This is a genomic window from Sphingomonas sp. AAP5 (assembly GCF_004354345.1).
Classification (GTDB): domain Bacteria; phylum Pseudomonadota; class Alphaproteobacteria; order Sphingomonadales; family Sphingomonadaceae; genus Sphingomonas; species Sphingomonas glacialis.
On the sequence record NZ_CP037913.1, the window covers coordinates 2,092,830 to 2,107,031 of the forward strand.

Genomic DNA, 14,202 nt, shown 5'->3' on the forward strand with positions numbered 1-14,202 from the left:
AACCCTGACCGCCGCCCTACCGTTTGAGGAACGCCCCGACGCCTGCGAGCGCAAGCCTATCGGCGGGAACGGCGGTTTCCGTGAAGCTGAGGCGCAACCACCGCGCCGGCCGCGTTGTGCCGAACGCGATCCGCTGCGTCGCCAGCGCATAGGCGATGTTGGGAAGTTCGCCCGCCGCCGCGAGCTCCCAGCGCACGCCGTCGAGGCTCGTCTCGCACCGATAATCGCGCGGCGGCGCCACGCCTTTGGCGATCGTCCGCGACGGCGTTACGCTGATGCCAGCGAGCGCTGCCACCGCACCCATGTCGATCGTCACGCTGGCGGGGATGTCCGGCGTTGGGGCAGGCACGGTCCAGCGCGTCGCCGCGTCGTCGTCGAGCAAAGTCTCGGCGCCGGGGCCCGAGGCGGTCACGATCCGCCAGCCCGCGCTCGACAGTGTCGTCGCGTCGTGCGCACGCACCGGCACGACCGCAGCCGGCTGGACTTGCAGGAACAACGCGACTTCGCTGATCGCCGGGCAGACCGGCGCCGCGAGGATGCGGAGACGGACCCGCCGCGCCGTGATCGGCTGCGGCAACCGGATGATGCGCTGCGGTCCGATCGCCTCCTGCTCGGCAAGCGTCCGCCATGCGCCGTCGATCTCGGCATCGACTGCAAAGCGCGTCACGCGCGCGCCGAGCGGCAGATATTCGCGTAAGCGAATCACGTCGAAGCGCCGTCCCGGCGGCAGATCGAGCGTCAGGCTTGGCGTGGTCACCGCGTCGCCGCTCGACCAATAGCTGTCGCGCCGGCCGTCGAGCACGCGTGCGGCGGCAAAAGCCGGGCCGCGCGTGTCGCTCGCGCTCGCGATTACGCCCTGTGCGAGGTCGTGCGCATAGGTCGCGGCCTGCGCGGCGCCGAACGCGCGGAGCACCGCGACGTCGCCATCGGCCAGCCGCCCGCGCCGATCGGGCGGCAGATTGAGGTTGAGGTTGGTGCCGCGCCCGACCGAGCTGTCGTACAGCTGCAGCAACTGCGCGGGCGTCTTGACCTTGGCATCCTCGTCGGCGTGGTAGAACCAGCCGGGGCGGATCGACACGTCGGTCTCGGCCGGCCACCACAAGGCGCCGCCGCGCACCCCGCTATTGCCCTCGGACTGGACGTAGAGGTGGTTCGGCATCGTCGGCCAGCACGGATCGCCCGCGACGCCGTCCTCATTGCCGACCCAGCGCAGGTCGGCGCCGAGCGGATCGAAGGTACACGCCATCGGCTGATACTGATGGACCAGCGCGACCGTCCGGGGCCAGTCGTAATACGCCGGCGCGTCGATCTTGCGAGTCTCGCGCGCGCCACCGTAATAGCCGTCGCCGCCATTGGCGCCGTCGAACCAGAATTCGAACAGCTCGCCATAGCGCGTGCAGAGCTCGACGATCTGCTTGCGGAAATAGTCGACATAGGCGGGCCGGCCGTACTCGGGATGATGCCGGTCCCACGGCGAGAGATACAGGCCAAAGGCGAGCCCCGCGCGCCGCGTCGCCGCCGCCATCTCGCCGACCACGTCGCCCTTGCCCTGCTTGTACGGCGTGTTGCGGATGCAGCGCTCGGTCAGATGCGTCGGCCACAGGCAGAAACCGTCATGGTGCTTGGCGGTGAGGATGATGCCCGTCATGCCGGCCGCCTTGGCCGCCGCGACGATCTGGTCGGGCGAGAAATCGGTCGGGTCGAACAGCGCCGGATCCTCGTCGCCATACCCCCATTCCTTGTCGGTGAAGGTGTTGATCGAGAAATGGACGAAGGCATATTGCCCGCGCGTATGCCAGGCGAGCTGCCGCTTCGACGGCGTCGCGCCCCACGGCTGCGGCGGTGCCACCGCACGCTTGGCGAGCGCGGGCACGGCAGTGGCGGCAGCAGTGGCGGCAAGGCCGGAGGCAAGCACGCGGCGGCGCGAAGGACGGATCACGGGCATCTCCAAAATCAGGCAGGGCGGCCGAACGACGGTGGGCGATCGGCGCGCGCTTCGCCGAAGCGCGGATTGGGCGTCGCCGACATGGTGAAGCGCAGCGTACCGCCCCCCGCCAGCGTGCGATGGTCGATCCAGCTTTTGCTCCACGGCACGCCGTTCCACGCGACTGCGGCGACGTACGGGGTGTCGGCGCGGTTGCCGGGCGCCTCGATCACCAACCGCCGCTCGCCAAGCCTTACCACCGCGCGCTCGAACAAGGGCGAACCGAACACATAGGCAGCCTCGACCGGATCGACCGGATAGAAGCCCAGCGCCGAGAAGACGAACCACGCGCTCATCTGCCCGCAATCGTCATTGCCGATGATGCCGTCGGGGTCGTTGCGGTACATCTCGGTGCAGAGCCGCCGCACCAGCCGCTGCGTCTTCCACGGCTGGCCGACATAGGCATAGAGATAGGGGGCGTGCTGGTCGGGTTCGTTGCCATGCGCATATTGCCCGACCAGGCCGGAAATGTCGGGCGGGGCATTGGCGGGCAAGGTCGACGGCGCCGAGAAGAGCGCGTCGAGCTTCGCCGCGAACGCAGCATCGCCGCCGCCGTGCGCGATCCGGCCATAGATGTCGTGCTGGTTGAGAAAGCTCGCCTGCCAGCCATTGGCCTCGGTATAGTCGCGATATTGGCTCGTGTGGCCGAGCTGGATCGGATCGTAGGGCGACCACCACCTGCCATCGGCAAAGCGCGGCCGGGCAAAGCCGGTGCCGGTGTCGATGACGTTCTTCCAGTTGCCCGAGCGTCGCAACAGCCGATCGGCGGCTTCGCTTGCCCCGGCCGCGCGCGCGATGTGCGACGACGCCCAGTCGTCATAGGCATATTCCTGCGTACGGCTGACGCTTTCGTCGACCGCGTCGGCAGGCACATAGCCGAGCCGGTCGTACAGCTCGCGGCCGCGGCTGTTGTTGCGGTCGGGCGCGGTGAAGTCGAAGCTGCGCTTGGCGATCGCGGGCCAGGCGGCGGCATAGTCGGCGGGCACGCCCTTGGCCTGCGCCTCGGCGAGCGGGACGACGCCGTGCCAGCCGATCATCGTCCCCGTCTCCTTGCCCTGCAACGGCCAGACCAACGGGCCATAGCGCGATTGCGTGGTCTGGCGGATCAGATCGTCGATCAGGCTCTTGGTGCGGTCGGGCGCGATCAGCGTGAGCAGCGGATGCAGCGCGCGATACGTGTCCCACAGCGACCAGCTGCTATAGGCCGCGCCGCCGGCGGGCACGGTGTGGACTTGCCCGTCGAGCCCGGCATAGCGCCCGTCGACATCGGAGAAGAGCGTCGGCGCGAGCTGCGCGTGATACAGCGCGGTCGCGAGGATCGCGCGCTGGTCGGCGCTGCCACCAGTGACGCGCACCGCATCGAGCGCCCTCGCCCACTTTGCGCGGGCTGCGCGCGCGACGGCGTCGAAATTCCAGTCCCTGGCCTCGCTGGCCAGGTTCGCGCGCGCGCCGGCAACGTCGACGCCGGAAATCGCGCAGCGCAGCACGATCGGTGCGGCGCCGGCATCGTCCCAGTGCAGCACCATCTTCAGGCGCTTGCCCGCGACCTGCCGCGTGCCAGCGGGCTGCGCGACATCGCCATCGCCGAAGAAACTGACGCGGTCGGGCCGGCGCGAGGCTTGCAGCGCGAAGTGGATGCGCCGCCCCTTGGCCCAGCGGAACACACGGCGCCCGCCGGTGATCGTCCCGTCGCCGTCGATCGCGAGGCTGGCCTCGTCGATGAGTGGCGCCGCGCCGGGCGCATCGCCGACGAGGTGCGACAGATCGAGCAGGACATGCCCTGCCCCCTTGGGAAAGGTATAGCGGTGCCAGCCGGTGCGCTCGGTCACCGTCAGCTCGGCCCGCACGCCCGATTCGAGCGCGACGCCGTAGAAGCCGGGCTCCGCCCGCTCGGCCGAAAAGCGCTGGCGATAGCCCGCGTCGGGGTCGGACAACGGCCCCGGCTCGAGCTGCACCGGCCCCGTCCCCGGCATTACCATAACGTCGAGCATGTCGCCGATCCCGGTGCCCGACAGATGGGTATGGCTGAACCCCATGATCGAGCCGTCGCCATGGTGATAGCCCGAGCAGGTCGCCCAGCGCTCGACATCGGTATCGGGGCCGAGCTGGACCATGCCGAACGGCAGCGTCGGGCCGGGATAGGTATGCCCGTCGCCGCCAGTGCCGATCAGCAGATTGGGCGCATCGCCGGTGCTACGCGCCGCGCCGCGCCCGGGCAGCGTGCTCGCGAGCAGCGCCAGCGCGGAGCTGCCGAGCAGGGTCCGTCGGTCGATCGTCATAGCGGCTGCCCCAGCAACGCGGGTCGGGAGGTGGCGAGCCGCACGATCAGCTCGCCGAACAGCCCGTTGGCCCAGGCGAACCAGCGCCGCGTGAAGCGCGCGGGATCATCCTGGTCGAAACTTTCGTGGATGAAGCCGGTGCCGGCGTCGCTGTCGCGCAGCGTCTTGAGGCAGCGCCGGATGACCGTCGGATCGTCGCTCGACAGGGCGCGGACGATCAGCGACATCGGCCAGATCTGGCGCAGGCCGACATGCGGGCCGCCGATCCCCTCGCCGGCCGCGCCGCGGAAGAAATAGGGGTTGGCGTCGCTCCACGCCGCATCGCGCGTCCGCCGCCACAGCGGATCGCGCGGCGCAGCGCAGCCGAGATAGGCGAGCCCCGACAGCGACGGGACATTGGCATCGTCCATGAACAGCGCGTTGCCGAAGCCATCGACTTCATACGCCCAGACCTCGCGCCCGTCGCGCAGCCGCATCCGGCCATAGGCTCGCAGCGCATGCTCGACTTCGTCCGCCAGCGCACGCGCATCGGCGGCGAGCTTTGCGTCCTGACGCGCGCCGGTCGCCACCGTCGCCAGCTCGCGCAAGGCGGTGACGGCGAACAGGTTGGACGGGATCAGGAACGGATAGACACAGGCATCGTCCGAGGGCCGGAACGCGCTGTGGATCAACCCTACGGCACGCGACGGATTGCCCCATCCCTCGAGCGGCACCGTCTCGATATTGCGATCCGACGCGCGCAGGAAGCGGTAGGGGCCCGGCCCGTCCTTGCGCTGCTGCGCGCGGAAGGTGGCGACGCTCAACCGGGCAGCGGCCGCCCATTGCGCATCGAACGGCGCCGGATCGTGCGTCGCCTGCCAATAGCCGTGCGCGAGCCGCATCGGGTAGCAGAGCGAGTCGATCTCCCATTTGCGCTCGGCGACGCCCGGCTTCATTTCGGTGCGATCGTGCAGCGCCCAGTCGAGATCGGTCTTAGCGCCCGGATCCTCGAGGAAGGCGTTGGCATAGGGGTCGATCAGGATCGACCGCGCCTGCCGCGCGATCAGCCCGCGGAACAGCGTGGCGAGCGCGGGGTCGCCGCGCACGAGATGCAGATAGGGCGTCAACTGCGCCGAGGAATCGCGCAGCCACAGACACGGGATGTCGCCGGTGATGACGAACGCGTCGGGCGCGCCGTCGACCACGCCCATCCGCACCGTCGTGTCGAGCGTGTTGGGATAGCAATTGGCGAACATCCAGCGCAGCTTGGGGTCGGCGATCAGCGCGCCGACGCGCACGATCTCGCGCTCGACCGCCGGGCTGACGAACGATCTCGCGGCAGCGGCCGGACGCAAGCTCGCGAAAGCCGGCGCGGCGCGGGCGGGCGCGGCCGCCAGCGCGACGCCGCCCAATCCTACGCCCAGCGCATCGCGGCGAGTGAGCGTCACTTCGGCAAGACCTGGCGCGTGCCGGTGATCGCGAGATCGACCCACACACCGGCAGCGTCGCCCGGCTGGCCGCCACCGAGGAACAGCCGATACGCGCCCGGCTCGACCGCGCGCGTCCCGTCGCGTGCGACCAGGCTGAGGCGACGCGGATCGAGCGTGAAGCTCGCCTCGCCGTGCTTGCCGGGTGCGAGCGCGAGGCGGCTGAAGCCGACGAGTTGGCGCTGCAGCACCGGCGTGGTCAGTCCGCCCCCTGCCCCGGCCGGCGGGACGAGATAGGCCTGCACCACGTCCTCGCCCGCCCGCGCCCCGACGTTGCGGACGCGGACGCGGATCGACGTGCTCTGCCCGGCGACGACGCTGATACGCGCGACCGGCGCGGCATAGGCGAAACGCGTGTAGCTCAGGCCGTGGCCGAAGCGCCACAGCGGCGTGCCAGTGAAATAGCGATAGGTGCGCTCCTTCATCCCGTAATCGACGAACGCCGGCAGGTCGTTGGTGCTCGCGTAGAACGTCACCGGCAGCCGCCCCGACGGGTTGTTGCGCCCGGCGAGCGTCTCGGCGATTGCAGTGCCGCCCGCCTCGCCGGGATACCAGGCGGCGAGGATCGCATCGGCGGCCTGCGGGTCGAGCGCGACCGCGCTGCCGCTGGTGAGGACGATCACGAGCGGCTTGCCCGTCGCCTTGAGCGCGTCGAGCAAGCGGCGCTGCGCAAACGGCAGCGCGATGTCGGTGCGGTCGCCGCCGACGAAGCCCGGCACGCTGACCGACAGCGCTTCGCCTTCGAGATCGGGCGACAGGCCGACCACCGCCACCACCACGTCGGCGTCCTTCGCCGCGGCCACCGCCTCGCCGCGCAACGCGTCGGCGGGCGGCTCCCACAGCAAGCGGATGCCCTCATCCTCGCTGCTGTGATCGAGCTCGAGCTTGAACGACAGCGCGCGGCCGTCGCTGGTCAGCGGGATCTCGATCCGCCCCTTTGCCACCGCGCCCGTGGCGAGCGGACGTCCGTCGATCCACAGCCGCACGGCGTCGTGCGCCTTGCAATATTTCCAGCAGGCGGGAACGTCGACGACGAGACGGTACGCCCCCGGCCCCGGCGGGACGAGCTCGCCCGACCAGCGCGCGCTCCACGTCGCGCCGAGCCCCGCGACGGGCGCGGCGCGATTGAAGTCGAGATCGATCCGCCGTTCGTGCCGCGTCACCAGCGGCGCGCCGGCGAGATCGTGCGTCGCGAAATACTCCGCACGCAGGCCGGCGGCCCCGTCCGCCCGAAGCGCCGTCTCGGGCACCAGCACCGGCGCGCCATCGGCGAGCACCGCCCCCTGGGCGTAGCGCACATTCCCCGCCCCGAACGCGCGGCGGATGCCGTCGAGCGGGGTGACGGGCGCCACCGCGGTACCGTGGTAATTGCCCTGCAACACGCCGAGATCATCGGCATCGGCGCCGACCACCGCGATCCGCACCCCCGGTTTGAGCGGGAGGCGGTCGCCACGATTTTGCAGCAGCACGATCGACTTGCGTGCCGCCTCGAGCGCGGTCGCCTGATGCGCGGGGGTCGCGACCTGATCGGGTGCGATGCGCGACCACGGGCTGGTCGCGCCATAAGCGATGCCGAGCGCGCGCCGTGCCGCCTGGGTGCGGGCCAGCGCGGTGTCGATCTCGCTTTCGCTCACCAGCCCGCGCCGCAGCGCCGCCGGCAGCGCGGCATAGGTCGTGCCGCAATTGAGATCGGTCCCGCCCCTGAGCGACGCCGCCGCGGCACCCGCCGCATCGAGCCGGTAATGGTGGAACAGCTGGACGTTGCCGACCGCATCGCAGTCCGACACGGTGAAGCCAGTGAAGCCCCAGTCACGCCGCAACCGATCGACCAGCAACGGCGCGCTGGCGCACGCCGGAACGCCGTGGATCGCATTGTACGCACACATCAGCGACCCCGCTTTGCCCTCGGTGATCGCCGCGCGGAACGCGGGGAAATAGGTCGCCTCGAGATCCTGCGGCGAGGGATCGACGTCGAAGCCGTCGCGCCCCGCTTCGGGGCCGCTGTGGACCGCGAAATGCTTCGGCGTGGCGATGACCTTGGGATGCGCGGGGTCGGGCCCTTGCAGGCCGGTGACGAAGGCGACGCCGAGCCGCCCGGTCAGATACGGGTCTTCGCCGTAGGTCTCCTGCCCCCGGCCCCAGCGCGGATCGCGGAAGATGTTGATGTTGGGCGACCAGATCGTCAGCCCCTCGTAGATTCGCCGCTCGGCATCGACCGGTCGTGCGTTGAACTTGGCGCGCGCCTCGGTCGCGACGACGTCGCCGATGCGCTTGACGAGCGGCGCGTCCCACGTCGCCGCCATGCCGATCGCCTGTGGGAAGACCGTCGCATAGCCGTCGCGCGCGAGGCCGTGCAGCCCTTCGCTCCACCAGTCATAGGCCGGCAGCCCGGCCTTCGGATCGGCGGGCGCGCTGCTTTGCAGCTGCGCCGCCTTCTCCTCGGGTGTCATTGCCGCGGGGTCCAACTGGGCGGCCTGTGCCGCGAGCAACATCCAGATCATCGGCGAGACCCCAAAGAACGCAGCGTCAGCGTCCGCGCCAACGCAGCAGGCGAGGCCGTCGACGCGACGCTGATGGTGCGGCTTTCGCCGGGGAGCAGGTCGAACCCGTCGTCGGAAGGCTGCGCGCCGACCGCCCCGAAATCGAGCATCACCGCGCGGGCGAGCGCCGTCGCGGTGACGGTCAGCTCGCGCCCATGCCAGGTCGCGCGCAATCCGGGATCGGGATAGGCCATGTCCCTCGGCACCCCGCGCTCGACGATTGCGCGGCTGACCGGGGCGTCGGCGACCAGCAGTTCGGCCACCGCATAGCTCGTTTTGGCCTCGGCCCCGGCGAACAGCGCGCTATCGTCGATCCACGCCGCCTCGGTGGCGGAGAGCGGTGGCAACGTGACGGCAGCGCCGTGCTCGGCAAGCAGCCGGCCGGCCATGTCGAACGCCCGGATGCGCCAGCGCGCGGCCGTCGGTGCGGTCGCGTCGGACACGAGGGCGAGCCGCGTCGCCGCGCCGACGTGCTCGGCGACGATCACCTGCGGCGCGAAGAAGCGGCGCGCGGCATAATGGAGCAGCTTCCAGCGGCCGGCATGATCGATGCTCGACCAGGAAATTGCCGGCCAGACATCGTTGAGCTGCCAGTAGAGCGAGCCCATCGTCACCGGGCGGCACGCGCGGTGATGCAGCGCCGCCAGCGCGATCGCCTCGGCCTGGTTGACCTGGCTCAAATAGACGAAATCGCCGAGATCCCTGGGCTCGCCGAGCCGGTCGTGGATGTAGAGCCGCAGCCGCGCATTGCCCTCGCCCGCCAGGAACTTCTGGTGCGCCTTCAGCACCGGACTGTCCGGGGTCAGCGCGCCCGGCCCGGCGAAGTCGCGGATCGTCGCCATGTCAGGCATCGCCTGGAAGCCATATTCCGACATGAAGCGCGGGCACGCATCGAGATAGCGCTCGACCGGTTTCGAGCCCGACCAGACGTCCCAGAAATGGCGGTCGCCCGAATCATCGGTATCGACCGGTCCCTCATAGTCAGTCGACGGCGAGCCCGGCCAATAGGGCGTGCCCGGCGATCGCGTCAGCACCGCGTCGCGCAGCACGCGATCGAACAACACCGCCATCCCCGCGCCGACGCGCTCCTGCTCGTCGGGCCCGACGGCGCGCTTATAGGCCTTGCGGTCGGACCAATTTTCCCAGCCCGACAGCACTTCATTGCCGCCCGCCCACAGGACGATCGAGGGGTGATTGGCGAGCCGTTCGACCTGCTGTTCCGCCTCGATGCGGACGTTGGCGCGGAACGCCGCGTCGGGCGGCGTTACCGCCCCGCCGAACATGAAGTCCTGCCACACCATCAGCCCGAGCTCGTCGGCCATGTCGTAAAAGGCGTCGTCGAGATAATAGCCACCGCCCCACACGCGCAGCATGTTCATGTTGGCGTCGCGCGCGGCGAGCAGCAGCGGGCGCATCGTCTCCGTGGTGGTCCGCGTCGGCAGGCTGTCGAACGGGATCAGATTGGCGCCCTTGGCGAAGATCGGCGTGCCGTTGACGCGGAACCCCATCGCGCCGCCGTCGCGGATCAGCTCGACCGTGCGCAGGCCGATCCGCCGTTCGGCCGTGTCGGTCGCAGCACCATCCTGCTCGAGCGTCGCCGCCACCCGGTAGAGCGGTTGTTTGCCGTAGCCGACCGGCTGCCAGCGCTGCGGCTGCGCGACGGTGATCGGCAGCGTCACGGCGTTGTCGCCCGCCGCCAAGGTCACGCGCTGCGTCACCGTCTGGTGCGAACCGTCGGGCGCGGTCAGCAACACGCGCAGCGTCGCCACGCCGGCACGGTCCGCCTGCACCGTCGCGCGCGCCGACAACCGCGCCTCGGCATCGTTCAGCGCATCCTGGTCGACACGCAGCGTGTCGATCCGCGCGCTGTCCCACGCCTCGAGCCGGACCGGACGCCACGGGCCCATCGTGATGATGCGCGGACCCCAGTCCCACCCGTACTGGTATTTCGGCTTGCGGATATAAGGCGACGTCTGGCGCCCGCCGGGATCATCGCCGAACGCCGAGTCGTACTCGCCCGGCAGCGACCGCTTCGCCGCCAGCACGACCGGCGCGAGCGCGCGGATCGGCGCGGCGATGGTGATCAGGATCGTGTTGGCGCCGGACTTGAGATAGCGCTTGGCGTCGATCCGCCAGCGGCGATGCGCATTGTCGGCGCTGAGCACGGCCTGCCCGTTGATCGTCACGGTGGCGAAGGTGTCGAGCCCGTCGAACACCAGATCGAGATGATCGCGCGCCAGCAGCGCCGGCGTCGCGACGAGGGTATGGCGATACTGCCAGTCGGTCCGCCCGACCCATTGGATCGCGGCTTCGTTCGTCGCGAGGAACGGATCGGGCACGCGGTGCTGCGCGATCAGATCCTGCTGGATGCTGCCGGGCACGTGCACCGCGAACCAACGCGCCTCGCGCCGGTGTGCGACGACCGCGTCGGTATCGCCGGGGGCGATCCGCGCCTGCCATCCGCTATCGAGCGCGATCGCCTGCCGCGGCGCCGCGCCGACCAAGCTCGCGCTCGACAGCAACGCCGCCAGCGCGACCCCGCGCAAGACCGCGCGCATCAGCGGGCTTCCTTCAGTTGGACGTCGGCGACCGCATAATAGGGTTCGGCGACCGGCGAGGTGAACTGGAAGCACAGGTCGCGATCCCCCGCCATCGGCGGCAGCGCACCCGAGAAGGTCAGCAGCGTCGGCGCGGTCGCCGGATCGGGCAAGGGGAAGCTCGCCGCCACCACCGGTGCGGGCGCGTCCTTGTCGGGCGGGCCCTTGCGCCCGGCCTGGCAGCCGGCGAGCACGACGAGTTCGCCATGCGCGGTCACGTTGTAATGCTCGCGCACTGCCGAAGCTTCGTGCGCCAGCCCGTAATGCCGCGCGAGCCGCGCGACTTGCACCGTAAAGCCCTTCGCCACGTCGAGCGGCGCGGCGGGATAGGCGCTGCACGTGTCGAACAGGTTGATGTTGAACACCGGCGCATTGCCCTGCGCCTCCGACGTCAACGGCACGCGCAGGCCGAGCGCGCCGCGCGGGCACGCCACCAGATCAGACGCCGCGCGATGGAGCAGCGCCGCACGGTCGGTCGCGAACGCCCGCGCGCCGGCGATCGCGACGCCGTCCTCGCCGAACGCCGCAGCGCGGATCGTCGCGCCGGACGCGAGCGCCAGCGGTGCGGCATAGGCGAGCGACCGGGCGGTCGGCGCGCTGCCGTCGAGTGTATAGCGGATCGTGCCGGCAGGTGCCTGCGTCGCCAGCGCGACGTTCAGCTTGCCGCTCCGCAGCGCATCGCCGCGCGTCCCCTGCAGGCGATAGGTCACGGCAAAGGCGCTGTCGGCGACCTCGACCCCGCCCTCCCGCCAGCGCAGCACCTGCGGCCGCAGCCGCGCGACGAACCCCGGAAAATCGCGCGGGGCGGTCGACCAGGTCGTCTCGGCCAGCGCGGCCGCGCGCGGGAAGATGGCGTGCTGCACCTGATACGGCGTGACGAGATATTCGCTCCACGCATTGCCCTGCGCGCCGAGCACATGCTTGGCCTTGGCGGCATCGATCCCGGCGGGCATCGGCTCATAGGCATAGACATCGGCGAGCGTCTGGATCGACAGGCGGCCGGGCGGCTCGTCGGCCTGATCGCTTTGCAGGCTGTCCAAATACAGCGTCGGCGCAGGCGTCAGCACCACGTCATGCCCCTGGTTGGCGGCATCGACCGCGCCCTTCTCGCCGCGCCACGACATGACAGAGGCCGATGGCGGCAGGCCGCCCTCGAGGATCTCGTCCCAGCCGATCAGCCGCCGCCCCTTGCTTGCGAGATAGCGGCCGAAGGTGTCGATCATCCAGCTCTGCAGCGCATTCTCGTCCTTGAGACCGAGCGTCTTCATTTGCGCCTGGACGCGCGGCGAGCGCTGCCACTGATCCTTGACCGCTTCGTCGCCACCGAGATGGACGAAGCTGCCGGGGAAGACGGCGATCAGTTCGTCGAGCACGTTCTCGACAAACGCCACGCCCTTGGGGCCGGGATCGAACAGATACGGATTGACGCCCCAATCGTGGCTCACCACCGGTCGGTCCCCGAGCACGCCCATTTCGGGATAGGCCGCAACGAGCGCCTGCGCATGGCCAGGCAAGTCAATTTCGGGAACGATCGTGATGCTGCGCTCCCCGGCGTAGCGCACCAGCGCGCGCAATTCGGCCTGGGTGTAGAAACCGCCGACGCGCGCCGTTGGCGCCGGGCCGCCGGTGCTGGGGCCCTTCCGCCACGCGCCGATCTCGGTCAGCTTGGGATAGCGCTTGACCTCGAAGCGCCAGCCCTGATCGTCGGTGAGATGCAAATGGAGCGTGTTGAGCTTCACCGCCGCCATCTGGTCGACGATCCGGTAGAGCGACGGCAGCGGCTGGAAGTGGCGTGCGGGATCGATCATCAATCCGCGCCAGGCAAAGCGCGGCGCATCGCGAATGTCGAGCAGCGGCACCGCGACCGCACCGCCGCGCGCGCCATCGGGGCTGAGCAATTGCGCCAGCGTCATCGCGCCATAGACCAGCCCGGCATGCGTCGCCGCGGCGATGCGGATGCCGTGCGCGTCGACCGTCAGCCGATAGCCCTCCGCGCCGACCACCGCCGGATCGCGCTCGAAGCGGATCGGCGCGGCGTCGCGCGTCAGGCGCAGCGCGAGGCCGCGTGTGCTGGCGACCTGCGCGACCAGCAATTGCGCCGCGCCTTCGGCATCCGCGTCGCCCGCCGGAACACTGATCCCCGCCCCAGCAGCCACGATGAAACTGCCAGCGCCGCGAACGATGCTGGCGGGCATGGGAAGCAGCGGCAACGCTGCCGGCTGCGCCGCGAGCAGCGCCGGGGTGACGGCTGCCGCCGCGGCGGCGAGACGAGCGATCCGTCGCATGGCGCGCTGGCTCTTGCTGCGCGTCCCGTTCGTCATCGACCGTCCCCCATTGCGACGCGACAGCGCGTGCTCTTGGGATGAAGTGTAACCAATATAAGTCCACTTGCAAGCGCGACAAAGCAGCCGAAGTGGCTCCTTTTGCGCAATCGCAGCATTGCACGCGCCCTGAGCAAGAATACCAATCTGGATTCCGACCAAACCCGATTGCTCACCAGCCATCGACGCATTAGGCTCGCCGCCATGTCTGCGTCGCGGCCCGCGACGCAGGCGGGGGCCGGTACGGGGCAAGAGGGACGGACTTTGGAATTTTCGCAACAGATCGGCCATTTCCGCAAGGGCAACCCGGCGCCGCTCTACATCCAGCTGCAGCACCTTATCCGCGAAGCGATCGGCCAGGATCTGCTCGCGCAAGGCGACGCGATCCCCGCCGAGCGCGACCTTGCGACCGAATATGCCATCTCGCGCATCACCGTACGCAAGGCGATCGGCGGGTTGGTCGAAGAGGGTCTGCTCACCCGCCGACGTGGTGCGGGCACCTTCGTCACCGGCCGTGTCGAGAAGAACTTTTCGAAACTGTCGTCTTTCTCCGAGGATATGGCAGCGCGCGGCAAGACCGCCTCGACCCATTGGATCAGCCGCGCCGCCGGTACCGTCGATCCCGAGGAAGCGATGTCGCTCGGGCTCTCGCCCGGCACGCCGGTCTATCGCTTCCACCGCATCCGGCTTGCCGACGATCAGCCGATGGCGCTCGAATTCTCGACCATCGCCGGCTATTGCTTGCCCAATCTCGGTGCGGTCGAGGATTCGCTCTACACCGCGCTGGAAAAGGCCGGCAGCCGCCCGGTGCGCGCGCTGCAGCGCTTGCGCGCCGTCCCGTTCGGCACGGAGCATGCGCGGATGCTTGGCGTCGACCCAGGGCAACCCGGGCTTCTGATCGAGCGCCGCGGGTTCCTCAAGGACGGCCGCGCCGCCGAATTCACCCGCTCTTACTATCGCGGCGACGCCTATGATTTCGTCGCCGAACTGTCCGACCTTTAGCCGGGTTCGCGAG

At 69.9% G+C, this 14,202-nt stretch carries 7 protein-coding genes; 1 reads left to right on the forward strand and 6 read right to left on the reverse strand.

Translation table 11 applies throughout. The features are described 5' to 3' along the window. Positions 1-16 precede the first annotated feature (16 nt). From E2E30_RS09700 to E2E30_RS09725, 6 genes are read right to left on the reverse strand one after another with little or no spacing between them, the layout of a single operon-like run. Entirely contained in the window at positions 17-1,945 is a 1,929-nt protein-coding gene (locus E2E30_RS09700; protein ID WP_133189304.1) for an alpha-L-fucosidase, read from the reverse strand. An 8-nt stretch (positions 1,946-1,953) separates the two neighbouring features. Next, positions 1,954-4,263: a GH92 family glycosyl hydrolase gene (locus tag E2E30_RS09705; RefSeq protein WP_133189306.1), complete on the reverse strand. Its 2,310-nt coding sequence runs from the start codon at positions 4,261-4,263 to the stop codon at positions 1,954-1,956. Next, positions 4,260-5,690 carry a glycoside hydrolase family 125 protein gene (locus E2E30_RS09710; protein ID WP_133189308.1) on the reverse strand — a complete coding sequence of 477 codons (1,431 nt, stop codon included), beginning with the start codon at positions 5,688-5,690 and terminating at the stop codon, positions 4,260-4,262. Before E2E30_RS09710 ends, E2E30_RS09705 begins: the two co-directional genes overlap by 4 nt. Continuing rightward, positions 5,687-8,230 (reverse strand): glycoside hydrolase family 3 C-terminal domain-containing protein, encoded by a 2,544-nt coding sequence (locus tag E2E30_RS09715; RefSeq protein ID WP_133189310.1) that lies wholly within the window; start codon positions 8,228-8,230, stop codon positions 5,687-5,689. Before E2E30_RS09715 ends, E2E30_RS09710 begins: the two co-directional genes overlap by 4 nt. Next, a complete protein-coding gene (locus E2E30_RS09720) occupies positions 8,227-10,827 on the reverse strand; it encodes a beta-mannosidase (RefSeq protein WP_133189312.1) in 2,601 nt (866 codons plus the stop codon). The genes E2E30_RS09715 and E2E30_RS09720 overlap by 4 nt, the downstream gene beginning before the upstream one ends. Continuing rightward, positions 10,827-13,187, reverse strand: coding sequence for a beta-N-acetylhexosaminidase (locus E2E30_RS09725; RefSeq protein WP_240698904.1), 2,361 nt, complete (start codon positions 13,185-13,187; stop codon positions 10,827-10,829). Before E2E30_RS09725 ends, E2E30_RS09720 begins: the two co-directional genes overlap by 1 nt. Positions 13,188-13,451: 264 nt before the next feature. Here E2E30_RS09725 and E2E30_RS09730 point away from each other — a divergent pair, with 264 nt between their 5' ends. Next, positions 13,452-14,189 carry a GntR family transcriptional regulator gene (locus tag E2E30_RS09730; protein WP_133189314.1) on the forward strand — a complete coding sequence of 246 codons (738 nt, stop codon included), beginning with the start codon at positions 13,452-13,454 and terminating at the stop codon, positions 14,187-14,189. Positions 14,190-14,202 lie beyond the last annotated feature (13 nt).